General features: G+C 67.8%; 27 protein-coding genes and 1 pseudogene. 20 read left to right on the forward strand and 8 right to left on the reverse strand.

The window, feature by feature from the left end:
• Positions 1-7: 7 nt before the first annotated feature.
• The 6 genes from J2T23_RS09415 to J2T23_RS09440 all read left to right on the forward strand — a co-directional run bounded on the left by J2T23_RS09415 (position 8) and on the right by J2T23_RS09440 (position 4,890).
• Positions 8-778: a DedA family protein gene (locus J2T23_RS09415; RefSeq protein ID WP_307359348.1), complete on the forward strand. Its 771-nt coding sequence runs from the start codon at positions 8-10 to the stop codon at positions 776-778.
• A gap of 4 nt (positions 779-782) precedes the next feature.
• Complete coding sequence (locus tag J2T23_RS09420) at positions 783-1,454, forward strand: response regulator transcription factor (RefSeq protein WP_307359350.1); 672 nt, start codon at positions 783-785, stop codon at positions 1,452-1,454.
• Positions 1,451-2,446, forward strand: a complete 996-nt coding sequence (locus J2T23_RS09425; RefSeq protein ID WP_307359352.1) for a sensor histidine kinase — start codon at positions 1,451-1,453, stop codon at positions 2,444-2,446. The genes J2T23_RS09420 and J2T23_RS09425 overlap by 4 nt, the downstream gene beginning before the upstream one ends.
• Positions 2,447-2,925: 479 nt before the next feature.
• Positions 2,926-3,360 carry a VOC family protein gene (locus tag J2T23_RS09430; protein ID WP_307359735.1) on the forward strand — a complete coding sequence of 145 codons (435 nt, stop codon included), beginning with the start codon at positions 2,926-2,928 and terminating at the stop codon, positions 3,358-3,360.
• A gap of 5 nt (positions 3,361-3,365) precedes the next feature.
• On the forward strand, positions 3,366-4,007 hold the full coding sequence (locus J2T23_RS09435; protein ID WP_141182299.1) for a winged helix-turn-helix transcriptional regulator: 642 nt from the start codon (positions 3,366-3,368) through the stop codon (positions 4,005-4,007).
• Between the two features lie 64 nt (positions 4,008-4,071).
• Positions 4,072-4,890, forward strand: coding sequence for an alpha/beta fold hydrolase (locus tag J2T23_RS09440; RefSeq protein WP_307359355.1), 819 nt, complete (start codon positions 4,072-4,074; stop codon positions 4,888-4,890).
• Between the two features lie 115 nt (positions 4,891-5,005).
• Here the strand turns inward: J2T23_RS09440 and J2T23_RS09445 are convergent, their stop codons facing one another.
• Positions 5,006-5,581 (reverse strand): TetR/AcrR family transcriptional regulator, encoded by a 576-nt coding sequence (locus J2T23_RS09445; RefSeq protein WP_307359358.1) that lies wholly within the window; start codon positions 5,579-5,581, stop codon positions 5,006-5,008.
• Positions 5,582-5,647: 66 nt separating this feature from the next.
• Between J2T23_RS09445 and J2T23_RS09450 the strand changes: the two genes are divergently transcribed.
• The 3 genes from J2T23_RS09450 (at position 5,648) to J2T23_RS09460 (ending at position 7,964) form a co-directional block, all read left to right on the forward strand.
• Positions 5,648-6,133: a DUF4188 domain-containing protein gene (locus J2T23_RS09450; protein WP_307359360.1), complete on the forward strand. Its 486-nt coding sequence runs from the start codon at positions 5,648-5,650 to the stop codon at positions 6,131-6,133.
• A gap of 229 nt (positions 6,134-6,362) precedes the next feature.
• On the forward strand, positions 6,363-7,337 hold the full coding sequence (locus tag J2T23_RS09455; RefSeq protein ID WP_141182302.1) for a type IV toxin-antitoxin system AbiEi family antitoxin domain-containing protein: 975 nt from the start codon (positions 6,363-6,365) through the stop codon (positions 7,335-7,337).
• Between the two features lie 246 nt (positions 7,338-7,583).
• Positions 7,584-7,964 carry a DUF7793 family protein gene (locus tag J2T23_RS09460; RefSeq protein ID WP_307359362.1) on the forward strand — a complete coding sequence of 127 codons (381 nt, stop codon included), beginning with the start codon at positions 7,584-7,586 and terminating at the stop codon, positions 7,962-7,964.
• A 148-nt stretch (positions 7,965-8,112) separates the two neighbouring features.
• Here J2T23_RS09460 and J2T23_RS09465 read toward each other — a convergent pair whose 3' ends face one another.
• Complete coding sequence (locus J2T23_RS09465; RefSeq protein ID WP_307359364.1) at positions 8,113-9,015, reverse strand: helix-turn-helix transcriptional regulator; 903 nt, start codon at positions 9,013-9,015, stop codon at positions 8,113-8,115.
• A gap of 86 nt (positions 9,016-9,101) precedes the next feature.
• Between J2T23_RS09465 and J2T23_RS09470 the strand changes: the two genes are divergently transcribed.
• The 4 genes from J2T23_RS09470 (at position 9,102) to J2T23_RS09485 (ending at position 12,420) form a co-directional block, all read left to right on the forward strand.
• Positions 9,102-9,983, forward strand: a complete 882-nt coding sequence (locus J2T23_RS09470; RefSeq protein ID WP_307359366.1) for an aldo/keto reductase — start codon at positions 9,102-9,104, stop codon at positions 9,981-9,983.
• A gap of 13 nt (positions 9,984-9,996) precedes the next feature.
• Complete coding sequence (locus tag J2T23_RS09475) at positions 9,997-11,025, forward strand: aldo/keto reductase (protein ID WP_307359368.1); 1,029 nt, start codon at positions 9,997-9,999, stop codon at positions 11,023-11,025.
• A gap of 39 nt (positions 11,026-11,064) precedes the next feature.
• Positions 11,065-11,895 (forward strand): oxidoreductase, encoded by an 831-nt coding sequence (locus J2T23_RS09480; RefSeq protein WP_307359369.1) that lies wholly within the window; start codon positions 11,065-11,067, stop codon positions 11,893-11,895.
• Between the two features lie 87 nt (positions 11,896-11,982).
• Entirely contained in the window at positions 11,983-12,420 is a 438-nt protein-coding gene (locus J2T23_RS09485; protein WP_307359371.1) for a hypothetical protein, read from the forward strand.
• A gap of 160 nt (positions 12,421-12,580) precedes the next feature.
• Here the strand turns inward: J2T23_RS09485 and J2T23_RS09490 are convergent, their stop codons facing one another.
• Positions 12,581-13,114 (reverse strand): DinB family protein, encoded by a 534-nt coding sequence (locus J2T23_RS09490; RefSeq protein WP_307359373.1) that lies wholly within the window; start codon positions 13,112-13,114, stop codon positions 12,581-12,583.
• 111 nt (positions 13,115-13,225) lie between these two features.
• Between J2T23_RS09490 and J2T23_RS19930 the strand changes: the two are divergent.
• A pseudogene (locus J2T23_RS19930) lies at positions 13,226-13,621 on the forward strand (ArsA-related P-loop ATPase); the annotation flags it as partial.
• Between the two features lie 70 nt (positions 13,622-13,691).
• The gene (locus J2T23_RS19935; protein ID WP_307359377.1) at positions 13,692-14,045 is read left to right on the forward strand and encodes an ArsA-related P-loop ATPase; all 354 of its coding nucleotides are present in this window, start codon (positions 13,692-13,694) and stop codon (positions 14,043-14,045) included.
• Positions 14,046-14,182: 137 nt separating this feature from the next.
• On the opposite strand, the gene J2T23_RS09505 is transcribed toward J2T23_RS19935, so the two are convergent.
• Positions 14,183-14,533, reverse strand: coding sequence for an ArsR/SmtB family transcription factor (locus J2T23_RS09505; protein ID WP_141182311.1), 351 nt, complete (start codon positions 14,531-14,533; stop codon positions 14,183-14,185).
• A gap of 125 nt (positions 14,534-14,658) precedes the next feature.
• Here J2T23_RS09505 and arsB point away from each other — a divergent pair, with 125 nt between their 5' ends.
• The 3 genes from arsB to J2T23_RS09520 are packed head-to-tail and all read left to right on the forward strand — an operon-like array spanning position 14,659 to position 17,622.
• Positions 14,659-15,750, forward strand: coding sequence for an ACR3 family arsenite efflux transporter (gene arsB, locus J2T23_RS09510; RefSeq protein ID WP_370871436.1), 1,092 nt, complete (start codon positions 14,659-14,661; stop codon positions 15,748-15,750).
• 26 nt (positions 15,751-15,776) lie between these two features.
• On the forward strand, positions 15,777-16,196 hold the full coding sequence (locus tag J2T23_RS09515; protein ID WP_307359382.1) for an arsenate reductase ArsC: 420 nt from the start codon (positions 15,777-15,779) through the stop codon (positions 16,194-16,196).
• Positions 16,197-16,233: 37 nt separating this feature from the next.
• Positions 16,234-17,622, forward strand: a complete 1,389-nt coding sequence (locus tag J2T23_RS09520) for an NAD(P)-binding domain-containing protein (RefSeq protein ID WP_307359385.1) — start codon at positions 16,234-16,236, stop codon at positions 17,620-17,622.
• A 55-nt stretch (positions 17,623-17,677) separates the two neighbouring features.
• Here J2T23_RS09520 and J2T23_RS09525 read toward each other — a convergent pair whose 3' ends face one another.
• Positions 17,678-18,580, reverse strand: coding sequence for a response regulator (locus tag J2T23_RS09525; protein WP_307359387.1), 903 nt, complete (start codon positions 18,578-18,580; stop codon positions 17,678-17,680).
• Between the two features lie 374 nt (positions 18,581-18,954).
• Here J2T23_RS09525 and map point away from each other — a divergent pair, with 374 nt between their 5' ends.
• Entirely contained in the window at positions 18,955-19,728 is a 774-nt protein-coding gene (gene map, locus J2T23_RS09530) for a type I methionyl aminopeptidase (protein ID WP_141159530.1), read from the forward strand.
• 65 nt (positions 19,729-19,793) lie between these two features.
• On the opposite strand, the gene J2T23_RS09535 is transcribed toward map, so the two are convergent.
• Positions 19,794-20,729, reverse strand: coding sequence for an SGNH/GDSL hydrolase family protein (locus tag J2T23_RS09535; protein WP_307359392.1), 936 nt, complete (start codon positions 20,727-20,729; stop codon positions 19,794-19,796).
• Positions 20,730-20,849: 120 nt separating this feature from the next.
• Positions 20,850-21,368: a GNAT family N-acetyltransferase gene (locus J2T23_RS09540; protein ID WP_307359395.1), complete on the reverse strand. Its 519-nt coding sequence runs from the start codon at positions 21,366-21,368 to the stop codon at positions 20,850-20,852.
• A gap of 165 nt (positions 21,369-21,533) precedes the next feature.
• Here J2T23_RS09540 and J2T23_RS09545 point away from each other — a divergent pair, with 165 nt between their 5' ends.
• Entirely contained in the window at positions 21,534-21,944 is a 411-nt protein-coding gene (locus J2T23_RS09545) for a hypothetical protein (RefSeq protein WP_141182318.1), read from the forward strand.
• Here J2T23_RS09545 and J2T23_RS09550 read toward each other — a convergent pair.
• Positions 21,913-23,889: an APC family permease gene (locus J2T23_RS09550; RefSeq protein WP_141159526.1), complete on the reverse strand. Its 1,977-nt coding sequence runs from the start codon at positions 23,887-23,889 to the stop codon at positions 21,913-21,915. The two genes, J2T23_RS09545 and J2T23_RS09550, sit on opposite strands and share 32 nt — an antisense overlap.
• Positions 23,890-23,947: the final 58 nt, after the last annotated feature.

Consider the following 23,947-nt stretch of genomic DNA (forward strand, 5'->3'; position numbering starts at 1 on the left):
GACCCCCGTGCACACCATCCTCGCCGCCCACGCCATTTCCGGCGTCGCCACCGCCAGCGGTTCCCCGTCCCTGCTGGACCCGGCCAGCCTCCTGGAAGGGTTCGGACCCGCCGCCCTGGGCGTCATCGCCGTGATGGTCTTCATCGAATCCGGCGTCCTGTTCCCGTTCCTGCCCGGCGACTCGCTGCTGTTCACCGCCGGGCTCCTGCACCAGCAACTGAACCTCACCCTGCCCGTCCTGATCGGCGTGGTCACGGCCGCCGCGGTGGCCGGCGACCAGGTGGGCTTCCTCCTGGGCCGCAAATTCGGCCGCCGTTGGTTCAAGGACGACGCCAAGGTGCTCAAGACCGCCCACCTCACCGCCACCGAGAACTTCTTCCACCGGCACGGCGGCGCCGCGATCGTCCTGGCCCGCTTCGTGCCCATCATCAGGACCTTCGCGCCGCTGACCGCCGGAACCGCCCGCTACGGGCACAAGGCATTCACCCTGTGGAACATCGTGGGCGCGCTGGCATGGGCTACGTCCGTGACACTGCTGGGCACCTGGCTGGGACACTACGAGGTCATCGCCAGGAACATCGACGTGATCGCCATCCTCATGGTCCTGGTGTCCGTGGTGCCCTGGGGCATCGAGTACCTCAAGCACCGGCGCAGGAACCGCCGCGCCGCAGCGGAGCAGGCAACGGACGACGACGGCACGGACCTTGGAGCCGACGCCGCGCCATCGCTCGACACGGCAGCCAGCACCTCCGGCCGGGACAGCGGCACGACAGAATAGCCGCATGACACCTGCGGACCGGCTCTCCCTGCTGCTCGCCGAGGACGACCCCGCCCTGGGCCCGCTCATCACCGAACTGCTGGAACCGGACTACCGGGTCCGGCTGGCGGTCACCGGGCAGGAGGCCCTGCACCTGGGGCTCACGCAGCCCTGGGACGTGATGGTCATTGACCGCGGACTGCCCATCCTGGACGGCCTGGGCGTCATCGCAGCGCTCCGGTCCAAGGGCATCGGCACCCCCATTTTGGTCCTCACGGCGCTGGGCGAAACCGACGAGAAGGTCCGCGGGCTGGACGCCGGAGCCAACGACTACATGGCCAAACCGTTCGACGCCGGCGAGCTGGCTGCGCGCCTGCGCGCCCTGACCCGGACCTTCAGTACCCCCGCGGGACCGGTGGGGATCGGCACCTGGGAGTTCGACCCGGCGTCGCGCGCTGTCCGCTCCCTGTACGGGGGCCTGGTGACGCTGACCGCCAAGGAAGCCGAAGTCCTGGCGGCGCTCGCGGCCGAGCCCGGCAGGGTGTTCACCCGCGATGAACTGCTCGCCGCGCACTTCCAGTCCACGGACCAGCCCGGCGTGATCGACACCTACGTCCACCACCTGCGCCGGAAGATTTCCCGGACCGTGATCCGCACCGTCCACGGCGTGGGCTACCAGATTGGCGACCCGTCATGACCGCAGCCCCTTCCCCTGCCGATCCGGACAGGGAAACCCTCCGCCGCGCGTCGCTCAAGGTGGCCCTGCGGATCAGCGCCGGGGTGGCCGTCCTGGTGCTGGTGCTGCTCGCCGCCGCTACCGTGTTCCTGATGAACAAGCTGGCGCACCCCTCGGTGCCCTCCTCCCCGGCCTACACGTACCTCGATTCGAGGGACCTGATCGAGGGGATGATCCTGGCCGGGCTGGCGGGAATTGTGCTGGCCGGCGTGGTGGGGTGGGTCAGCGCGCGAAGCGCCATCCGGCCCCTCGGCGAGGCCCTGGCCCGGCAGCGGCGCTTTGTCCAGGACGCGAGCCACGAACTTCGCACACCCCTGGCCATCCTGGACACCCGCATCCAGCTGGCCCAGCGCAAAGCCGAGCCGGGGTCAGAATCCGCGCAGGCCCTGGCCCGGATCCGGGAGGACACCGCCACCCTGACCGGGATCGTCAACGAGTTGCTCCTGGCCGCGACGGCGTCCGCACCTTCCGCCGGCGCGGAGCCTGCCGATGCTGCCTCTGCTGCCCGGTCCGTCAGCGAAAGCCTGCAGGACCTGGCCCGGCAGCAGGGCGTCTCCGTGGAGTTCTCCAGCGGCGGGCAGGCTTTGGTCCGGGTGGATTCCGGTTCGCTGCGGCGGGCGGTGCTGGCACTGGCGGACAACGCGCTGGCCCACACTCCTTCCGGCGGCCGGGTGGCCATCAGTTGCTCTGTTGAAGGGTCCCGGGCGGTGATCCTGGTGGCGGATACCGGCTCCGGGATTACCGGCGTGGACCCGGGCCGGATTTTTGACCGGTTTGTCCGCGCCCCGGGACTGGACGGGGACGGGGGCCGCCGAAGCTTCGGCATTGGCCTGGCCCTGGTCCGAGACATCGCGACGGCGGCCGGCGGGACCGTAGAGGTGGCCCGCACCGGGCCCGGGGGAACCACCATGCGGCTGGCGCTCCCCCTGGCGCTTCCCCTGGCACGGGACTGACCGGGGCTGACCGCTGAGGTGCGGGCCGCCGTCGTGCGTGGGCCGCACTGCGTGGGCCGCGTGCCGCCGTCGTACGCTGCCGTTTTCGACGCGCACCTTCCCCTCCGCGGCCCACCCTCCTTAGCGACGCGCACCTTCCCCTCCGCAGCCCACATTCGAGTCGCGCGGAAGAATATGCGCGTCGGCGGGGAGTATCCGCGCCGCCATCATTGTCCGGCCGACATTTCCGACCCGCACCTTGCCCTCCGCGGCCCGCCCTCCTTATCGACGCGCACCACTGTTTTCGACGCGCACCTTCCCCTCCGCGGCCCACATTCGAGTCGCGCCAGGGAGCAAGCGAGTCGCCAGGGAGTAAGCGAGTCGCGAGGGGGTATCCGCATCGGTGCGAAGCGCGGGCGGATAACTCGGGTATTGACGGTCCACTTGTTTTTTGCAAGTATGAGCCTTATCCGCACCAACCCCTTGGAAAAGAGACCATGATGACCGCAATGTTCGTCAACCTGCCGGTGACCGACCTGGAGCGCGCCAAGGCGTTCTACACGGAGGTAGGGTTCACCATCAACCCCCTCTTCACGGACCACAACGCCGCCTGCGTGGTGGTGGAGGAAGACCACAGTTACTTCATGCTCCTGGTCCGCGAATACTTCCAGACCTTCAGCGAGCGTCCCATCGGCGACCCATCCGCCACGGTATCGGCCACCACCGCGATCTTCCTGGACAGCCGGGATGCAGTGGACTCCACCGTGGCCAGCGGCCTCGCGGCCGGGGGCTCCGAAGCGCAGCCCGCATCCGATTACGGCTTCATGTACCAGCGCCAGCTCACGGACCCGGACGGCAACATCCTGGAATTCGGCTACATGGACCCGGCGGCCGCGCAACAGGGACCCGAAGCCTTCATGAACCAGCAGGCCTGAGGTCCATGGCCGCACGCGACTACGGGCAGTACTCCGGGATTACGCAGGCCATGGAGATCGTTGGCGAGCGGTGGGCCCTCCTGATTGTCCGCGACCTGCTGGTGGGGCCGCGCCGCTACGGGGAGCTCGCCGCCGGGCTCCCCCGCATCCCCACCAACATCCTGGCCGCGCGGCTCAAGGAGCTCCAGGCCGCCGGCGTCATCCGGCGGGCTCCCCGCTCCCGGGTGATCGTCTACGAACTGACGCCGTACGGCCGCGAGCTTGAACCCGTGATCCTCGCCCTGGGCGCCTGGGGTTTCAAGGCCATGGGCGATCCCCGCGAGGAGCAAATCATCACCCCCGACTCAATGACCATGGACCTGCGCACCACCTTCCGGCCGGACGTGGCCGCCACCCTGCCGGCCACCGCCTACGCGGCGCACTTCGGTTCCACCGAGCTCCTGATCCGGGTGGATGGCCCCAGCCTGGACGTCCGGCGTGGCGACGGCGCGGCCGACCTCGCGTTCGCCAGCGGACCGGGCATCCGGCGGCTTATCGCCGGCGAACTCGCCCCCGACCGCGCCATCGAGAGCGGCGTGGTCCAGGTGCTGAGCGGACAAGGGAACCTCCTGCACCGCTTCGCGGACACGTTCCATCTGGCGGCCTAACCCGCTAGCCTGACCCGACACCCTTGACGCACCTACGTGAACCGCCTCTGAATGGAGCATTGCGATGACCAAGACCCAGGAAACCGGCACCGTCGTCAGCGTTCTGTCGCCCGACGGCACCTCCCTCAGCGTGGAGCGGATGGGGACGGGACCCAGCCTGGTCCTGGTGGACGGAGCCTTCTGCGGCCGCAACTTCGGGCCGTCCCGCGCCCTGGCGAACGAACTGAAGGATGCCTTCACGGTGTACTTCTACGACCGGCGCGGGCGCGGGGACAGCGGCGAGACCCTGCCGTACGCTACCGAGCGGGAAATCGAGGACCTCCAGGCCGTGCTGAACGAGGCCGGCGGGAATCCTTATGTCTACGGGATCTCTTCGGGCGCCGCGCTGGCCCTCGAGGCTGCCGCGGCGGGAGTTCCAATGCGCGGCCTGGCCACATATGAGGCGCCCTACACCGGTGTCCAGGGCGCCGACGGGACACCGGGGAGCCACCGCGAACACCTCGAGGCCCTGCTGCGGGACGGCAAGCGCGGCAGCGCCGTGTCCTACTTCCTGGTCAAGATGGTGGGGGCGCCGGCGTTCCTCCCTTACATGCTGCGCCTCATGCCGGGGGTGTGGAAGAAGCAGACGGCGGCGGCCAACACCCTGCCCTACGAAACCCGGGTAACCAACAACTTCGTGGCCCCCGTCGATCGGCTCCGCACCATCACCGTGCCCACCCTGGTCATGGTGGGCGGCAAGGCCGCGGACCCCATGGCGCAGGGGCAACAGACCATCGCGGCCGCCGTTCCCGGCAGCGAGCACCGCGTCCTCGACGGCCAGACCCACCAGGTTTCCGCCGCCGCCATCGCCACCCAGCTCAGGGATTTCTTCCGCGGAGACTAGGCTGCCCCCGCTGCCTTGGAGTTGCCGACGGCGGGGCGCGGCTCTTACTGGCGCGCCCCGCCGTCGTGCTTTCCCTGGTTGGATCTGGAGCTGCGGGCGCTGACGACCGGAACCGTCAGGCCGCCCATCCACGCCCAACGGCTTCCAGGGCCTGCACGTACACCCCGGCCCAATCGGCTCCGGGCGGCCCAACCTGCGCCAACTCAAGGCTCACGAGGCCGTGGACCTGTCCCCAGATGGCTGCCGCGACCAGGTCCACGGGCGCCTCCCGCAGGGTCCCGGCGGACTGTGCAGAGGCGACCGCGTCCTTCAGGGGCTGCATGGCATCCATGGCCGCATCGGGGTCTGGCTGGCAATCGACGTACGCGGCCAAAGCGCCGCCGAACATCAGGCGGTAGAGGGCCGGGTGCTGGAGTGCCCAGGCCCGGTAGGCGTCCCCGAGCCCCTGGAGGCCGCCGCCGGCTGCTGCGTGCTGCGAATCGCCGAAGGAGCGGAACCCGTCCTCCACCACTGCTGTCAGGAGCTGGGCTTTTCCGCCGAACAGTGAGTACACAGCCGTGGTGGACGTCCTTGCCGCGGCGGCCACGTCCCGCAGCGTCAGCCGCGCGGGACCACTGCGGTCCACCAACCCGGCGGTGACGTCCAACAGGGCCCGCCTCAGGGAATCGTTATGCACAACAGGTCTTGCCATGGACCCCATTGTTTCATAACCTTGTTTTGTAACGGTGTTATGAAACGATCGAGCGAGGGAGTTCCCATGGCGCAGAAGGTATTTCCGGGCCGGTACACCGCCGACCCCGCACGGGAATCCGTAACGGTCTTCCTGATCGGCATGCGGGCCAACCGGTGGTGGAAGATCGGAACCGTAGGCAGGGTCGGTGCCGCCATGGGGCGCATGCTCCGGCACCTGGCCGCTGTCCCCGAAGCGGGAATGCTCGGCTACCACCAGTGGGCGGGGCGCACCACCATGTTGGTCAGCTACTGGGAGAGTCCGGAGCACCTGCGGAAGTTTGCGGCGGACCGGGACGCCCCTCATCTTGAGCCCTGGCGCCGCTTCATGAAGGAACTTGCCGGGAGCGGAGACGTCGGCGTCTGGCACGAGACGTACCAGGTGCCGGCCACCGGCATCGAGGTCGTTTACAGCGGAATGCCGGTCTTTGGGCTCGCCAAAGCAACGACACATGTCCCAATCGGCGCAGGAACCAACACCGCCAAGCAGCGGATGGGCCGCGCCGGCGCCTAGGGGAGAAAGCAGCCGCTCCGGCTCGGGTTTTCGACGCGCGGATTCATCCTCGACGCGGGCGCTCCCTCCCGCGGCCCACATGTGGGGCGCGAAAAGGAGCGTGCGCGTCAGCGGGGCAAATGCGCGTCCCTGATGGGGGACGGTACGACTGGCCAACAGGGTAAGCCGCTTATCCACATAACCCCGGACTGCCGTTCCGGTGATGCGCTCTGCACGCCACCGTTGATACATGACCGAACTCCCGCCGTTCCTGCTTTCGCGGGACCGCATTCTGCACGGGCTCAGCGCCAACGATCTGGCCAAGCGCGTGCGGTCCGGCACCCTCGTGCGGGTCCGGCACGGCGTGTATGTCGACGGACCAACGTGGCGGGACCTGAAGCCTTGGCAGCAGTACCGCGTCAGGGTCCAGGCCGCCGCGGAAACGTTTGAAAAACCCACAATCTTCGCCAGGCACTCCTCAGCCAGCGTGTGGGACATCCCGTTCATCGGGCAGAACCACCCGGTTCAGGCCCTCACGTTGAAGAACGACGGCGGGAGGTCACGTGCCGGAGTCAGCCGCCACTTCGCTGCCCGGTCGGGCCTGAGGGCGTGCTGCGTGGAGGGGCTGCTGGTCACCGACCGCGTCCGGACTGTCCTGGACCTGGCCGCATTCAGCCCCTTTGCCGAAGCCATGGCACCGCTGGACCACGTGCTCCGGCCGGACCTGGCCCGTCAATTGCCTGCCCTGACCAAGGCTGAACTGGAAGCGGGCATCGGGAACATCTACTCCGCTGCGGCGGCGCGACGGATCCGGGCCGCCATCGCTTTTGCCGATCCCGCGTCTGCTTCGGCCGGCGAATCCTGGAGCCGCGCACTGATCCACGTGGCCGGCTTCGAACCCCCTCTCCTCCAGCAGCGCTTCACGGACGCCGCAGGTCTGGTGGGGTACTCGGATTTCTACTGGAAGGAGTCGCGGATCATTGGCGAGTTCGACGGTGAGGAGAAGTACGTCAAACCCGAGTTCCTCAAGGGCAGGACCACATCCGAGGCAGTCCTGGCTGAGAAGAAACGCGAAAACCGACTTCGTTCTTTGGGATTCCGCGTGGAGCGGTGGGACTGGGCGGAGCTCGCTGCGGCTGGAACGCTGGAACGGAAGCTGGCGGCGGCGGGGGTGGGCCGGCGTCGTACGCGTTCCGCTGTTCTCGACCCGCAAAATCCCTTGTGACGCGCCACCTCCCAGGCGCGGCGCTTATGTGGGTGGCGTTCAGGAATTTGCGCGTCGGGACTGAACCTCAGCAGCGGTGTCCGGCAACCCGTTCGGTGAAGCCACCCTCTGGCCCGCCATGCGTCGGCCCCCGCAGGCGGTGATCCGACCGAGCCTACTTCACCCCCCATTGCATGCAGACGGCCGTCATAGGCCCGGGCGCCTCACCGGTGGCGCTCCTACTGAAAAGCCATCACAGTAGAAGGCATGAATGCCGCAGAGGACGCAGACGTCACCGGAACCATCGAGCTCTCCGGCGGCTTGCTCCATCTGAAGTGGTCCCCCGGGGACGTTGTCACGGAGCGGGATGCCAGGACGCTGATGCACCGGGCCCGGGCCCTCAGCGGGGGCCGCGCCCTTCCGATGCTGGTCGAAATGACAGGCTTGGAATGGATTGACCAGGGCGCCCTGAAGGCCTTCGCCGGCACCTGGCCGGTGAAGTGCGCGGCGGTGGTAGGCACATCCCCCGTAGACCAAACACTGGCCGACTTCTATATGGGACGGCACAAGCCGGCCCACCCCACCCGATACTTCACCTCCATGGACGAGGCACTCGCGTGGCTGAACGAGGATGCGCCGCTGGTGTGAGCAGAGGCCTCGGGGAATTTCTGCTTCCGCGGTTCCATTACGACGCGCAAAACCGCCTCCGACGCGCAAATTCCCTAGCGCGGCCGGAATCTGCGCAGCGGCAGCGAATACGCGCGTCGAAAACGAATGGGCGCAGCGCGAAAGCGGTTCAGGTCTCCTGCGCCGCCACGTCAGACGCCGGCACCTCAGGCGCTGCCCCCAAAGCACGCTGCGTGGCCGCCCAACTGGCGAGGACCTTCAGTGCGTCCTCTGACGGCGACCCCGGCTCGGCCGTATAGATGTTGATGCGCAGCCCGGGATCCGCAGGGAGCTCCATCGCCTCATAAGTCAGGTCCAGGTCCCCCACGATGGAGTGATGGAGCCGCTTGCGGCCGGTGCGGTGGTACTTCACGTCATGCCGGGCCCAGCGGATGCGGAACTCCTCGCTGCGGGTGGAGAGTTCGCCGATCAGGTCCGAGAGGTCCTTGTCGTACGGGTTCTTGCCCGCAGTGGACCGCAGCACAGCCACGATGTCATCCGCGGCGCGCTCCCAGTCGGCGAAGAACTCCCTCGCCTTTGGGCTCAGGAAGGTGAACCGCGCGCTGTTGGGCGGGGTGCCGCCGTCGAGCATCATCTCCAGGTACAGGGCCCGGCCCAGCTCGTTGGAAGCCAGCACGTCGCCGCGGTCGTTGCGGACCCAAGCCGGCGCCGAGGTAATCGCATCGATCACCCGCTGCACGCTGGGCCGCACCGTCTGCGGGCTGCGCTTGCGCCGCACCCTCGGGGCAGCCGTGGACGCACGTGCCAGGTCGAAAAGGTGGGCCGTCTCGGCGTCGTCCAACTGCAGGGCCCGTGCCAAAGCCTCCAGCACACTGTCCGAAGCTCCGGACAGGTTCCCCCGCTCCAGCCGGATGTAGTAATCAATGCTCATCCCGGCGAGCATGGCCACCTCCTCCCGGCGCAGGCCCTTCACGCGCCGGTTGCCGCCGTACGCGGGCAGCCCGGCTTCATCGGGTGTGAGCCTGGCGCGGCGGGAGGCCAGGAACTTCCGCACGTCCTCGCTGTTCGTCATGGCACCCACGCTACGCCCCGGGTGGACAGCGAAGGAGGGACTGGCAAGCCCTCCCACAAACCCGCGCGCCGAAATAGCGTGGAGGCATGGAACTCACGCTCAACAACGGAATCACACTGCCCGCGCTCGGCCTGGGCGTCTTCCAAAGTCCCCCGGAAGAGACGACGGCGGCCGTCCAGACAGCGCTCGAGGTAGGCTACCGGCACATCGACACCGCCGCCGCCTACGGCAACGAGCGCGAGGTGGGCGAAGGCATACGCCGCTCCGGGCTGCCGCGCGAAGAGGTCTTCATCGAGACGAAAGTCTGGGTCAGCGACTACGGCTACGACGAGGCGCTGCACGCCTGGGACAAGGCGGTGGGCAAGCTGGGCGTGGAGCAGCTGGACCTGCTCATCCTGCACCAGCCCGCGCCGGACCGGTTCGACAAGACCATCGCCGCATACAAGGCCCTGGAAACCCTGCTCAAGGACGGGCGGGTGCGGGCCATCGGCGTCAGCAACTTCATGCCGCACCACCTCACCCAGCTGCTGGCGGAAACGGACGTTGTCCCCGCCGTCAACCAGATCGAACTGCACCCCTACTTCGCCCAGCGGAACGTCCAGGCGGCCGACGCCGAACACGGCATCCTCACCCAGGCATGGTCACCCATCGGCGGGATCACGTTCTACCCCGGCTGGGGCGAGAACCGGAAAAACGTCATGCGGGACCCGGCGATTGCCGCCGTCGCGGACGCCCACGGCAAGACCCCCGCGCAGGTAATGCTCCGGTGGCACCTGCAGCAGGGCCGCTCCGCCATTCCCAAGTCCACCAACCCGGTGCGCATCGCGGAGAACTTCGACGTATTCGGCTTCGAGCTGTCCGCAGCTGAACTCGCCGCCATCGACGCCCTGGATACCGGTATCCGCAGCGGCCCGGACCCAGATGTGGCCCGGCCGGAGCGGTTCGCCATGGTCATCCCCGAAGCCTAAAGGAGAAAAAGCTATGGAATACCGCCCCCTTGGCCGCACCGGCGTGCAGGTCAGCCCCCTCTGCCTCGGCGCCATGATGTTCGGCCCGTGGGGCAATGACGACCGCGCCGACGCCACCCGCATCATCCACCGCGCCCTGGACGCCGGCATCAACTTCGTCGACACCGCGGACGTCTACTCCGGCGGCGCCTCCGAGGAAATCGTTGGTGCGGCACTTGCCGGAAGGCGCGACGACGTCTTCCTGGCCACCAAGTTCTTCATGCCCATGAACGAAAAGGACCCCAACCAGCGCGGCGGGTCACGCCGGTGGATCATGCGGGAGGTGGAGGACTCGCTGCGCCGGCTGAACACCGACCACATCGACCTCTACCAGGTGCACCGGCCCAGCCCGGACACCGACGTGGAGGAAACCCTCGGCGCCCTCACCGACCTGGTCCGCCAGGGCAAGGTGCGCTACATCGGCTCCTCGTCCTACTCCGGCTCCCAGATCGTCGAAGCCCAGTGGGCGTCCCGCGAGCGCAATTTGGAGCGGTTCGTCACCGAGCAGCCGCCCTACTCCATCCTGACCCGCGGCATCGAGGAGGACGTGCTCCCCACGGCGCAGCGCCACGGGATGGGCACCCTCACGTACAGTCCGCTGGCAGGCGGCTGGCTCTCCGGACGGTGGCGGAAGGACTCCGCGTCCAGGCCCACCTCGAGCGCCCGGCCCAGCGCCCGGTTCGACATGAGCCAGCCCGCCAACCAGCGCAAGCTGGACATCGTGGAGGAGCTTGCGCAGGTGGCCGAATGGGCCGGGGTGACGCTCATCGAGCTGGCCATCGCGTTCGTGATCAACCACCCCGGCGTCACCTCCGCCATCGTCGGCCCGCGCACCATGGAGCAGCTGGAGTCCTACCTCCCGGCCGCGGACACCGTCCTGGCCCCGGAGGTGCTGGACCGCATCGACCAGCTGGTGGCTCCGGGCGTCACGGTCAACCCCGACGACAACAGCTACGGCGCGCACGAACTGAGCGCACACGCACGACGGCGGCAGCGGGCTTAGGTGCCCGCCCCGCCTTACACCCCTACGAAAGGAAAACCCATGGCAACGTGGCTCATCACAGGCTGCTCCACCGGACTTGGCCGGGCACTCGCTGAAGCCGTGCTCGCGTCCGGGCACAACGCTGCGGTCACCGCCCGGAACGTTGACGCGGTGCAGGACATCACCGCCGGCTTCCCGGACAGCGCACTTCCCCTGGCCCTGGACGTCACGGACAAGGCGCAGATCGCCGCCGCGGTCAAGGCAGCCGAGGAAAAGTTCGGCCGCATCGACGTGCTGGTGAACAACGCCGGCTACGGCTACCGCGCCGCCGTGGAGGAAGCGGACGACGCCGACATCCGCCGCCTGTTCGACACCAACTTCTTCGGCGCCGTGGACATGATCAAGGCCGTGGTGCCGGGCATGCGCGCCAACAAGTCCGGGACCATCCTGAACATCTCCTCCATCGGCGCCCGCATCACCCCTCCCGGTTCCGGCTACTACTCGGCCACCAAGGCGGCGCTGGAGGGCATGTCCGGATCGCTGCGCAACGAACTGAAGCCGCTGGGCATCAACGTCACGGCCATCGAGCCCGGGGGCTTCCGCACCGACTTCGCGGGCCGCTCGCTCACCCAGTCCGCGACGGCGATCGGGGACTACGCGGACACGGCCGGCAAGCGCCGCAAGGAAGTCGACACGGCCCACGGCAACCAGCCCGGGGACCCGGACAAGGCAGCCAAGGCGATCCTCGCCGTCGTCGATTCCCCCAACCCGCCGGGCCTGCTGGTCCTGGGCACGGACGCCTTCGGCGCGTTCGGCATGGTGGCCGATGCCCAGCGCGCCGAGCTGGACCAGTGGCAGGAGCTGAGCACCAGCACCGACATCACGGACTAGCCCAATTCGAGTACCGGGTACTCATGACACGGCGCTTGCCCGGTGCGAAAGTGGATGCCTAACAATCACTTCGCAAGAGGAACCAGCATGGCAGCCAAACGACGTCGGTCACGCAGCGGAGGCGGCGGCGCCATCGGGTGCGCGCCCTTCTTCGTCCTCATCATCGTGGCGCTCATCATCCAGTACTGGTGGGTGCTGCTGATTGCGGCGGGGGTGGTTGCGCTGACGGTGGCACTGGTCCGCTCCGCCAACGCCCCGGCACGTCCGGTCCGTATGCCGCAGCCCCCGCCGCAACCCCTCAGGCCCCCGCCCCCGCCCCGGGTGCCCAGCGGCGAGGAACTCACCGCCCAAATGCGGGCCCACAAGCGGATCAGCCGCGTGCGGGACATGCAGGAGTGGGACTACGAGTGGCTCCGGCTGGCCCATCCGGGGAAGAGCGTCCGCGAGGTCAACGAGATCGCAAACGCCCATTTTGCCCGCGGGCGTTCCATCGGCCTGGACGGCGGGGACCCGTCCGTTCCCTAGCCCGGCCGCGGCCCCGGGCCGTCCACGGGGCCGCCGTCGAGCATTCCCGCCCGGTTACTCCTGCCGCACTCGGTGAACACGCCGTGCTCAGCTGCGTGTCCCCGCTCCCACGCGGGATGCGGCCGGAGTAACTGGGCCGGAGTGCACCGAACCCTTCCGCTCAGGCCGGAAGCGTGGTCAGGCTCAACTGGGCCCGGTGGTGGCGGTAGTGCTTGGGCGCCCACTCCAGGATGTCCCGGCGGCTCATCCAGGGCAGGAAGTACGGATCCCACCGCACGGGCATGGTCATGCCGCGGTCCAGTGCCCTGGTGCCGGCATGGTCGTACCAGTTCACAATGATCCGCGTGGTCCGGTCCATCATCCCCAACATGCCGGCCGGCTTCAGGACCTGGCCTCCGGCGGCGGATCCGGCCCAGTTCACCCAGTCATAGGGGCGGGCGCAGGAGTCCAGGAGGCGGCTCCAGTTCCGGGATGCCGGAGGCGGCAGGCGCGAGAACAGTCCCAGGAGCGGAATCCCCGCGAGCGCAATATTCTGGCCCAGGACCATGTGGAAGAGCAACTGCCGGTTGGTCCACCGCGTTCCGTTGGAGGGCAGGTCCAGCTCATCCGCCGGGGCGCCCACAACGATGCGCCGGAAGTCGGCCGCGATCCACAGCAGGTCTGCCTTCACCGGATCGCTGTCAGGTACCGCCATCGGACCCTGCCTTCCTTGGGTGTCAGCCGGTATTCTTTCAGGCATTGATGGATATCAATAGCATCGCAGGGCCGGCATGCCGCGACCCGCTGGAAGCCAAGGAGAAACACCATGAAGTTCCTCCAGGACGCGCCCCGGTTCCTGTTCTTCACGGGCAAGGGCGGCGTGGGCAAGACGTCCGTGGCCTGCGCTGCCGCGCTCACCCTTGCCAGGACAGGGAAGCAAGTCCTCCTGGTCAGCACCGACCCCGCCTCAAATATTGGCCAGGTGTTCAGCCAGGAGGTGGGCAACACTGTCACCCCGATCCGCGGCGTGCCAGGTCTCCGGGCCTTGGAGATCGACCCGGAGCAAGCTGCCGAGGCCTACCGGGAGCGGATCATTGGCCCGGCCCGCGGGGTCCTTCCGGACGCGGAGCTGGCGGGGATCGCGGAGAGCCTCTCCGGTTCGTGCACCACCGAGATCGCCTCCTTCGACGAGTTCACAAGCCTGCTTGCCGACGACGGCAGCTACGGCGAGTACCACCACATTGTTTTCGATACCGCGCCGACGGGCCACACCATCCGGCTGCAAGGTTGCGGTGTTCCGGCAGTTCTCCAAGGTGGTCCAGGAGTCCCGCAGGCACTTCGTGGTGATCGACACCGCCCCTACCGGCCACACGCTGCTGCTCCTGGACGCCACGGGCTCGTACCACCGGGAGATCGCCCGCCAGGTGGGAGCCACCATGGGGTTTGTGACACCCCTTATGCGGCTGCAGGACCCGGCGCAGACCAAGGTGGTCCTGGTGACGCTGGCCGAAACCACCCCGGTGCTCGAGGCCAAGGAGCTGCAGGACGACCTGCAACCATCCGTGGGCCTGGGTCATCAACAACTCGATCGCCGCTGCACACCCAATGTCACCGTTCCTGCAGGCGCGCGCGGCCGGCGAGCTTGAAGAGATTTCAAAGGTGTACGCGCTGGCCGACAGGGTGGCTCTCATCCCCCTGCTGCCCGAGGAGCCCGTTGGCGAAGAAAAACTGGCAGCCCTCACCGCCTACAGCTCCCAACCCGCATAACGGGCACCGGGCGGTTCTACAGGGTGGCCAGGAGGCCGGCCGCCTGCTCGATCGCACCGGGAACCAGCGAGTAGTACGCCCAGGTGCCGCGCTTTTCGCGGTGCAGCAACCCTGCGTCCACCAGGATCTTCAGATGGTGGGACACTGTGGGCTGGCTCAAGTCCAGCGGTTCGGTCAGGTCGCAGACACACGCTTCGCCGTCTCCGGCGCCCTTGACAATCGAGAGCAGCCGAAGCCTGTTCGGATCGGCCAGCGCCTTGAACACAAGGGCCGTGCGCTGGGCCTCCTCCACCTCGAGGGCTGGCCGGCCTGATGGCGCACAGCAGTCCTCGGCGATGGCGGGCTCAGCCAGTTGCAGGGAAGTCATGCGTCCATTATGCACAAGATTGACAATCATCGATATAGTTGCCGATACTTCATATCGACGAATATCAATGTTGTTCCAGCAGTCCCGCCCAGGCCTTACACCAGCGCCACAGGAGTTCCGTGAGCATCCAGACTGACCCCACATCCCGCCTTGACCCGGCGGCTCCCATCGCGGGCAAGCTCTCCACCCTGGACCGGTTCCTGCCTGTGTGGATCATTGCGGCCATGGCACTGGGGCTGCTGCTGGGAACCTTCGTCCCGGGCCTGAACACGGTTCTCGAGGCCGTCACGATCGGCCAGGTTTCCCTGCCGATCGCCGTCGGGCTACTGGTGATGATGTACCCCGTGCTTGCGAAGGTCCGCTACGACCAGGCACACCGGGTAATCGGTGACCGCAAACTCATGATCACTTCGCTGGTGCTGAACTGGGTACTGGCCCCGGCGTTCATGTTCGCCCTGGCCTGGATCTTCATCCCTGACCTGCCCGAGTACCGCACCGGCCTGATCATCGTGGGCCTGGCCCGGTGCATCGCCATGGTGATGATCTGGAACGACCTCGCCTGCGGCGACCGGGAGGCCGCGGCCGTGCTGGTGGCCATCAACTCGGTCTTCCAGGTCATCGCGTTTGGCGCCCTGGGCTGGTTCTACCTCCAGCTCCTGCCGTCCTGGCTGGACCTGCCCACCACCAGCGCGGACTTCTCCTTCTGGTCCATCACCGCCTCCGTACTGGTGTTCCTGGGAATCCCCCTGATGGCCGGCTTCCTCACCCGGACGATCGGCGAAAAGGCCAAAGGCCGCGACTGGTACGAAGGAACCTTCCTGCCGAAGCTCGGACCGTGGGCGCTGTACGGGCTGCTGTTCACCATTACGCTGCTCTTCGCACTGCAGGGCGGGACCATCACCTCCCGCCCGCTCGACGTCGTCCGGATCGCCGTGCCCCTGCTGGTCTACTTCCTGGTGGTCTTCGGCACCGGCATGGCCGTTGGCAAGTGGCTGGGCCTTGGCTACGCTAGGACCGCCACCATGGCCTTCACCGCCGCAGGCAACAACTTCGAACTCGCCATCGCTGTGGCGATTGGCACCTTCGGCGTCACCTCCGGGCAGGCCCTGGCTGGCGTCGTCGGGCCCCTGATCGAAGTCCCCGCCCTCGTTGCCCTGGTGTACGCGGCCCTCTGGGCCCGCACCCGCTATTTCACCACCAGCCAGCCTTCCGCCTAACCCCCGAGAACCCCAGGAGAAACCCCGTGAGCACCGAACCCGCCAAAAAGCCCTCCGTCCTGTTCGTCTGCGTCCACAATGCCGGGCGGTCCCAGATGGCCGCCGCCTTCCTGACCACCCTGGCCAAGGGCGCCATCGAGGTCCGCTCCGCCGGTTCCCAGCCAGCCGACACGGTCAACCCCGCCGCCGTCGAGGCCATGGCCGAACTCGGCATCGACATGTCCGCCGAGATCCCCAAGGTCCTCACCACCGAGGCAGTCAAGGAATCCGACGTCGTCATCACCATGGGCTGCGGCGACACCTGCCCGATCTTCCCGGGGAAGCGCTACGAGGACTGGGAACTCGAAGACCCCGCGGGCCAGGGCGTCGACGCCGTCCGCCCCATCCGCGATGAGATCAAGGGCCGCATCGAGGGCCTCATCGCCTCCCTCACCCCCGCCCAGTAACCAGTAACCCCCGGACCGTAGAAAGCAGAGAACCCTCGTGGCTGGTACCAACACCCTCCCCGTTGTGGTCATCGGCGCGGGCCCCATCGGCCTCGCCGCGGCGGCGCACCTGCTGGAACGCAGCCTGGAACCCCTCATCCTCGAAGCCGGCCCGGCCCCGGCCGCGGCGATCGGGCAGTGGCGGCACATCCGGCTCTTCTCCCCGTGGCAGTACAACACCGACGCCGCGGCAGTCCGCCTGCTTTCCGAAACAGGCTGGACGGCACCCGAGTCCGCGGCATTGCCCACCGGCGGGGACCTCATCGACCGGTACCTCACCCCGCTCGCCGCGCTGCCGGCCATCGCGTCCCGCCTCCACACCGGCGCCCGCGTCATCGCGGTGACCCGCCAAGGCATCGACAAGACCCACAGCCGCAACCGCAACAGCACCCCCTTCCTGGTCCGGGTGGAACACGCCGACGGCGACATCCGCGACTACCAGGCCGCCGCCGTCATCGACGCCTCCGGCACCTGGTCCACCCCCAACCCGCTCGGAACGTCGGGACTGCCCGCCGTCGGTGAAGCCGCCGCCGCTGCCCACATCTCCTCCCCGCTGCCGGACGTGGTGGGCCGCGGGCGCGCAGGCTTTGCCGGACGCACCGCCGTCGTGATCGGTTCCGGCCACTCTGCCGCCAACACCCTGATCAACCTCGCAGACCTTGCCACCCAGGAACCCGGCACCAGGATCATCTGGGCCATCCGCGGCACGTCGGCAGCCAAGGTCTACGGCGGCGGCGACGCCGACGGGCTCGCCGCCCGCGGCCGGCTGGGCAGCCGGCTGCGTACCCTCGTCGAATCCGGCGGGGTGGAACTGCACACCGGCTTCGGTATCGCCTCCATCGAGGCAGCCGACGCCGGCCCGGTCACCTTGACCGCCACGGACGGCCGGACCCTCCAGGCCGATGTGGTGGTTCCGGCCACGGGGTTCCGGCCCGACCTGAAGATCCTCCAGGAGCTGCGGCTGGAACTGGACCCGGGCGTGGAGGCCCCGCGCAGACTCGGACCCCTGATCGACCCGGAATTCCACTCCTGCGGAACGGTGGAACCACACGGTGCAGCAATGTTGTCCCACCCTGAACAGGACTTCTACATCGTTGGGATGAAGTCCTACGGGCGCGCGCCCACCTTCCTGCTGGCCACCGGCTACGAACAGGTCCGGTCCGTCGCGGCTGCCCTGGCCGGGGACCGGGAAGCAGCCGACACCGTGCAACTCGAGCTGCCGGAGACCGGGGTCTGTTCCTCGGACACCGGCACCAGCTGCGACGTCCCCGCTGCCGCTTCTGCCGGATTCGTGGCAGAAACGTCCGGAGGATGCTGCGGCACCCCCGAGCCGCTGCTCATCGGATTCCCCGCGGGCCTGGCCCACGGCCGCTCCGGTGACAACTGACCACCCTCCTTAACGCCCCCCAAATCAGCGCTAAGGGGGACAACGCCCCAGACCGTTAGTGCCGGGTGGGCCCGGGCGCCCTGTCTGGGGCGCGGGTATTTGAAGGTCCCGGAATCCGGTCATCGGGGCCTTTGAGTTTCATTGGTCGTTCCTGCAGGCGTTTTGCCGGGCGGGGACGGGCAACCGCCAAAGCATCAGCAAGCCGCATGGCGTCCAGGAGCAGCAGCTTGTTGGACGGCGGCATCCTGCCCGCCTCGCTGGTGCAGATAACCAGCGCCGCGGTGACTTCCGCGATCAGGTCCGGGTCACGACTGCGCCGGTACTCCCGGGCGAGGTCTCCTGTCTCCTCAAGTTCCCCGTAGACGAATACCGCCACCTCGGTCCTGCGCGACATGTCGAATTTCATCAGCACCGATGAGACCATGTTTTTCACGGTCTTTTCGGCCAGAGACAATTCCTGGCCGATCTGTGCGTTGGTCAGCCCGCGGGCAACCCCCACAGCCACCTTCATTTCCTGTTTGGAAAGCATCCCCAGCCGGCCGTCGGGCCCATTCATCCCGTCGGCCTGGATCGGAGCCAGGATGCCGGTCTGGAAACGGCGGCTGAAGGCTGTGTACCCGTGCATGGCCCGCCGGATCAGCCTCAGCTGCTCCTCATTGTCGTCCTGCTGGGACAAACACCCCCAGGCACCGGCCAGAATAGCGCCAATAAGAACCGCTTCGTCAGTTTCACCCGTCATCAGCACGCACCGGATGGTGGGGTCAGCGGCTGCGATAGTCCGGCAGAGCCCCGCACCGGAGCCATCTGGAAGGTCATCGTCGATGATGGCCAGATCCGGACGTATCGCAGGGATCCGCCGCGCTGCCTGGCGGACAGACCCCGATTCACCGGCAACGTTGAACCCATTGGCCGACAACAGCCCCCGCAGACCCTGCCCAACCAGCTCTTCACCAGTCACGACGTATACGCTCCCCAAGGAAGACGACGCCAAAGCAGGTTGATAGCCAGTGGCCATACTCGTTCCGTTCAGTCGCCCTTGAAACCCCAAAGGCACTTGTTAGTCTCCTGCTTTGCCAATCTGGCCCACCGCGAAAAGGAGAACAGTTACCTGAAACGGGTACCTGCGAAAGCGAACGAACTTGTCGACCCACTTACAGGCTAGCCCCATCAGCAGGGTCCCAACACCCCGCCGGGGCTGCAATGGAGGGTGCCGGGCACGGGGCCCCATTCCAATCCCGCAATAATCCCGCAGGTCGGCACCGTTCCTTGCAATCGGCCGGGATACGGGAAATAGGATGGCCCGTAGGCTTTACCGGACACGAAGGGCGCCCCATGATCGAGATCCTGAACCCCGCCGAAGTGGCCCGCGCACGCGTCACCGGCGCCTTGGTGGCGGACATCCTGCAGGCCATGAAGAGCCGCGCCACCGTGGGCACCAACCTCCTGGACATCGACCAGTGGACCAAGGAGATGATCACCGAGGCCGGGGCCGAATCCTGCTACGTGGACTACGCGCCGTCGTTCGGCCGCGGCCCGTTCGGCCACTACATCTGCACCGGCGTCAACGATGCCGTGCTGCACGGACTCCCCCACAACTATGACCTGGCCGACGGGGACCTGCTCACCCTGGACCTCGCCGTCGTCAAGGACGGGATTGCCGCCGACGCCGCCATCAGCTTCATCGTCGGTGAATCACGCCCGGCGGAGAGCGTTGCCATGATCGAAGCCACGGAACGGGCCCTGGCCGCGGGGATCGCCGCCGCCGGGCCGGCCGCCAAGATCGGCGACGTCGCCTATGCCATCGGCCGGGTCCTTACCGACGCCGGCTACCCCATCAACACCCAGTTCGGCGGCCACGGCATCGGCTCCACGATGCACCAGGACCCGCATGTCCCCAACATGGGCCGGCCCGGCCGCGGCTTCAAACTGAGGCCCGGGCTGCTGCTGGCGCTGGAACCGTGGATCATGGCGGACACAGCGGAGCTGGTGACGGACGACGACGGCTGGACCCTGAGGAGCGCCACCGGCTGCCGGACGGCCCACACCGAGCACACCATCGCCATCACCGAGGACGGCGCCGAGATCCTGACCCTCCCCTCGCGGTAAGAAGCTACTCGGTCCCGGCAACGGCGCTGCGGCGTTCCAACGTGTCCCTCTGCCCAGGGTACGGCTCAGCCCTTCACGAGCTGTGCAGGTTTGATCGCGCTGACCATGGCCGGGTAGTAGCCCTGTGTATATCCGTCGGCGGTGGGGTGGAAGTTGAACTGCGTGTACTGGCCGAGGTTGAACCAGGAGTCGAGGGAACCGATTTCGTGGCCGTTGAATTTGGGGGTGACGTCCACGAACTGCGCGCCGGCGCTCCGTGCCTTACCCGCGAGGACGGCGTTGAGCTGGTCCGTGCCCTTGTCGAACACCGCTGCGGCCGCTGCGGACATGACACCGCCGCCTGCTATGACTGTGGTTGATTCAGCGGCCGTCGCAAAGAGCTGGGGGTACCCGAGCCAGGCGATTTTGGCATTTGCCGCGTACCCGCGAATTTTTGCGACCGTTCCAGCCACGTCGACGCCGTTAGCAAGCTGGACTCCATAGGCTACGGCCTCCCGGCAACCGACGGCCGTCGGTGACGGGTCTGCAGCACACGCTCCGATGATCTGGCCGAAGTTGACGTCGTTGCCGCCGGCGGTGAGAGTCACAAGTCCTGTGGTGCTGTCGAGCGCACCATCACCGAACGCCTCAGCCGCCTGCTGGACGATGGTGGGAATACCCCCGGCTGGAACTCCGGCGGTGGAGTTTGGATCTCCCACAAGTGCGCCCGCACACGCATAGTCGCCGGCGGGGGCCACCGAATGCAGCTGGTCGAAGAGCGTCACGTCGTCAGGGCCGCCATGCAGGCAGGTCGGGCCGCCGTATTCGGGGCTGAGGTATCCCGGGTTCCCGACGGCGGTTGGCGCAAACGAGCCCCAGCCGGCCGAGTAGGAGTCCCCAAGGTTGACATATTTGACGGGCTGCTGTGCGGCGAAGGCAGGAGCTGACGCACCGGAGAGGATGAGGGCTGTGACGGCGGCGAACGTGGCCGCACTGCGACGCCAAACTACGGGGAACTGCATTATGGGCTCCAAACTATTCTCGAGGACGCGGTCCCCATGACCATAGGCGCGGGAGCACGATCAGGACAGGGTCCTATGGCCCCGGACAAGAAGTTGAAAGAGTCACACTGGATGAGGCAGCTACTCGGTCCCGGCCACGGCGCTGCGGCGTTCCAGCAGCAGCGTGTCCTGCCAGTGCCCCGCTTTGGGGCCGGTACTGATCCGCGCAATCCGCTCCCTGGTCCCCACCACCCGGAAGCCCAGCTTGCGGTGCAGCGCCAGGCTTGCCGTGTTCTCCGGGAAAATGCTGGACTGGATGGTCCAGATGCCCGCGGCCTCCGTCGACTCCACTAGGGCGCCCAGGAGCAGCCGGCCCACGCCCCGGCCCTGTGCCTGCGGCGCCACGTAGATGGAGTGCTCCACCAGTCCCCGGTACACCTCCCTGGACGAAACGCGGGACACCGCCGCCCAGCCCGAAACCCGCCCCGCATCCTCGGCGACCAGCCTGTGCTCGGGGAGCCGCACGGCGTCGAACGCTTCCCAGGTGGGCGGCTCACTCTCGAAAGTCGCCTCCCCTGTGGCAATGCCGGCGGCGTAGATGGCGTGTACGGCGTCCCAGTCCTCGGGGCACATGGGGCGGATGGTTACGGAGCTCTCCATGGGTCCCATTATGGTGCCGGCCCGCTCCCCCTCATCCCGACGCGTTGGGCCGGGGGGCGCAGCGGCCCGTAAATAATGCGTCAAAAAACGGCCGCGCGCGCCCCGGACGGGCCCCTCTGGACCTTTCATTAAGGCAGGAAAGTGTGTAGAGCCAGGGGGCGCAGGATGCGGTGGGATGAGTCGCCCGAGGACCGCGGCAGGGTGAAGTTCGCCGCGGCAGCCGAGGCCGTGGAGGGCTACGGCGGCCGGGGGCTGAACGGCCGCGCCCTGCAGCCTGCCAGCGGCTACCTGTTCCCCGACCAGGACGGCGAGGGCTGGTGGGTGGTCTTCCAGCCCTGGCCGTCAGCCGGCCCGGAGGCGCACCGGGTGCCCGGCGACGTCCTGGCCTGCAACGACTCCTACGGCGACATGGTGCACGTTGTGGTGCTGGCGTCCGGAGTCTGGGAGGACGACGCCGAGGCCGCCTTCCGCGCACACCGCCCTTCCAGCCTGGCGGACGCAGCCCGGGTTGCCGCCTCGGTGGCGCACATCAGCCAGCCGCACATCAGCCGACGTGGACCCACGGCCGCTGGGTGACGTCCGGGACGGCCTCGCGGAGAACCTCCCTGGTGACCGGGGCGATCTCGCCCTCGCCCAGGAACAGGAACCGGACCAGGTTGGTGATGGGGTTCCCCTCCGTCCAGCGGAAGTAGATGTGCGGCATCAGGCCGGTGACGTCGCGGATGTGCAGCAGCACGGAGGCGATGGTGTTGGGAACCACCGGGCCGTGGACCTCCAGGATGTGGTACCCGTGCCGGTTGATGCCGCGGACGTGCAGTTCGGTTTCGAAGTCCGAGGAGTCGTCCACGATGACCTCAAGGAACAGGGCGTCCCCCGCCAGCGGGAGGTGGCTGACCTCGATGGCTGACTCCAGCTTGTCCCGGTAGGCCTCCGGGGACAGCCGCAGCGGTTCGTGAGCGATGATCGCGATGGGCCCGTCCAGTGTGCTGGACATGAACTCCAGGGCCTGCTGGTCCAGGTGCACCCGGGTGGCATGCAGCTCGAAGGAGCGGCGGACCCTGGACAGCAGCGAGATGACGATGATGCCGAGGATGAAGATGGCGGCGATCCGGATGCCCTCGGGCCGTTCAAAGATGTTGGCCACCGTGGTGTAGGCGAACACCACCGAAATCGCACCGAAGCCCACGGTGAGGTTCCGCTGCCCTTTCCTGCGGGCCGAGAGGGTCACAGCTACCGCGGCGGAGGTCATCAGCACCAGGACGCCGGTGGCGTACGCACCGCCCTGCGCATCGACGTCGGCATTGAAGATGAACGTGATCAGGAAGCCGATCAGGGTGAACACCAGCACCAGCGGCCGCACGGCCTTGGCCCAGCCCGGGGCCATGCCGTAGCGCGGCAGGTAGCGGGGCACCAGGTTCAGCAGCCCGGCCATGGCGGACGCCCCGGCGAACCAGAGGATGGCGATGGTGCTGATGTCGTACACGCTGCCGAAGCCCACGCCCAGGTATTCGTGCGCCAGGTAGGCCAGGGCACGGCCGTTGGCCTGGCCGTCCGGCTGGAACTCCTGCTCCGGGATGAGCACCACGGTGATGAAGCTCGAGGTCAGCAGGAAGGCGCTCATGATCACGGCGGCGGTGGTGAGCATGCGCCGGGCTCCGCGGATGCGGCCGGCAGGATTGTCCTCGGTGTCGTTGTCCGCCCCGCGCACCTGGGGCATGACGGCGACGCCGGTCTCGAAGCCGGACAGGCCCAGCGCCAGTTTGGGGAACACCAGCAGGGCGATGGCCACCGCCATCAGCGGGTTGCCGTGCGATACCCACAAATTGGTCCACCAGTCGCCCATGGCCACCGGATGCGAGATGACCTGGCCCAGGGTCACCACCACCACGATGGCGTTCAGGCCCAGGTACAGGACCACCAGGACCACGGCGACGCCGATCGCTTCCTTGAAGCCCCGCAGGAACACGGCAGCCAGCAGGGCGAGCAGGACCAGGGTGATGGGAATGTTCTGCCCCTGCAGCCAGCCGGGGGCCACAGGGTTGTGGATCAGGTGCGCCGTGGCGTCCGCGGCCGAGAGCGTCATGGTGATCATGAAGTCGGTGGCCGCGAAGCCCAGCAGCACCAGGACCAGGAGCTTGCCGCCCCACCGCGGCAGCAGCCGTTCCAGCATGGCGATGGAACCTTCGCCGCGGGGGCTTTCACCGGCCACCCGCCGGTACACCGGCAGGGCGCCGAGCAGGGTCACGGCCACAAGCACCAGGGTGGCCAGGGGTGAGATGACACCGGCGGCCAGTGCGGCGATGGCCGGCTGGTAGCCCAGGGTGGAGAAGTAGTCCACACCGGTCAGGCACATGACCTGCCACCATGCATGCTTTTTCTCGTGCTGCGTGGGCACGCCGCCGGGGCCCTGGTGGGTACCCTTGCTGTCCTGCAGCCCGAACAGCAGCCAGTCCTTCAGCGCCTTCCTGCCGTGGGCATGGGGCGCGGAAGGATCCGCCGGGGGCCTGCTCAACGTGGTCATCTCTGCCTTTCCGCGCTGCCCTTTGCACCGCGACCACTGCGAAGCTAGCACCGGGCAA

This window comes from Pseudarthrobacter niigatensis (assembly GCF_030812615.1).
In the GTDB taxonomy this organism is placed as follows: Bacteria; Actinomycetota; Actinomycetes; order Actinomycetales; family Micrococcaceae; genus Arthrobacter; species Arthrobacter niigatensis.

Excerpts from the sequence above, each read along its gene's own strand:
- J2T23_RS09490 (WP_307359373.1), bottom strand. The coding sequence starts at position 13,114 with ATGGCGGTACCTGACAGCGATCCGGTGAAGGCAGACCTGCTGTGGATC.
- J2T23_RS09455 (WP_141182302.1), top strand. The coding sequence starts at position 6,363 with ATGACCGAACTCCCGCCGTTCCTGCTTTCGCGGGACCGCATTCTGCAC.
- J2T23_RS09540 (WP_307359395.1), bottom strand. The coding sequence starts at position 21,368 with ATGGAGAGCTCCGTAACCATCCGCCCCATGTGCCCCGAGGACTGGGAC.
- J2T23_RS09485 (WP_307359371.1), top strand. The coding sequence starts at position 11,983 with ATGGCAGCCAAACGACGTCGGTCACGCAGCGGAGGCGGCGGCGCCATC.
- J2T23_RS09445 (WP_307359358.1), bottom strand. The coding sequence starts at position 5,581 with ATGGCAAGACCTGTTGTGCATAACGATTCCCTGAGGCGGGCCCTGTTG.
- J2T23_RS09505 (WP_141182311.1), bottom strand. The coding sequence starts at position 14,533 with ATGACTTCCCTGCAACTGGCTGAGCCCGCCATCGCCGAGGACTGCTGT.
- map (WP_141159530.1), top strand. The coding sequence starts at position 18,955 with ATGATCGAGATCCTGAACCCCGCCGAAGTGGCCCGCGCACGCGTCACC.
- J2T23_RS09425 (WP_307359352.1), top strand. The coding sequence starts at position 1,451 with ATGACCGCAGCCCCTTCCCCTGCCGATCCGGACAGGGAAACCCTCCGC.
- J2T23_RS09420 (WP_307359350.1), top strand. The coding sequence starts at position 783 with ATGACACCTGCGGACCGGCTCTCCCTGCTGCTCGCCGAGGACGACCCC.
- J2T23_RS09460 (WP_307359362.1), top strand. The coding sequence starts at position 7,584 with ATGAATGCCGCAGAGGACGCAGACGTCACCGGAACCATCGAGCTCTCC.
- J2T23_RS09535 (WP_307359392.1), bottom strand. The coding sequence starts at position 20,729 with ATGCAGTTCCCCGTAGTTTGGCGTCGCAGTGCGGCCACGTTCGCCGCC.
- J2T23_RS09545 (WP_141182318.1), top strand. The coding sequence starts at position 21,534 with ATGCGGTGGGATGAGTCGCCCGAGGACCGCGGCAGGGTGAAGTTCGCC.
- J2T23_RS09550 (WP_141159526.1), bottom strand. The coding sequence starts at position 23,889 with ATGACCACGTTGAGCAGGCCCCCGGCGGATCCTTCCGCGCCCCATGCC.
- J2T23_RS09430 (WP_307359735.1), top strand. The coding sequence starts at position 2,926 with ATGACCGCAATGTTCGTCAACCTGCCGGTGACCGACCTGGAGCGCGCC.
- J2T23_RS09475 (WP_307359368.1), top strand. The coding sequence starts at position 9,997 with ATGGAATACCGCCCCCTTGGCCGCACCGGCGTGCAGGTCAGCCCCCTC.
- J2T23_RS09470 (WP_307359366.1), top strand. The coding sequence starts at position 9,102 with ATGGAACTCACGCTCAACAACGGAATCACACTGCCCGCGCTCGGCCTG.
- J2T23_RS09440 (WP_307359355.1), top strand. The coding sequence starts at position 4,072 with ATGACCAAGACCCAGGAAACCGGCACCGTCGTCAGCGTTCTGTCGCCC.
- J2T23_RS09450 (WP_307359360.1), top strand. The coding sequence starts at position 5,648 with ATGGCGCAGAAGGTATTTCCGGGCCGGTACACCGCCGACCCCGCACGG.
- J2T23_RS09465 (WP_307359364.1), bottom strand. The coding sequence starts at position 9,015 with ATGACGAACAGCGAGGACGTGCGGAAGTTCCTGGCCTCCCGCCGCGCC.
- J2T23_RS09435 (WP_141182299.1), top strand. The coding sequence starts at position 3,366 with ATGGCCGCACGCGACTACGGGCAGTACTCCGGGATTACGCAGGCCATG.
- J2T23_RS09480 (WP_307359369.1), top strand. The coding sequence starts at position 11,065 with ATGGCAACGTGGCTCATCACAGGCTGCTCCACCGGACTTGGCCGGGCA.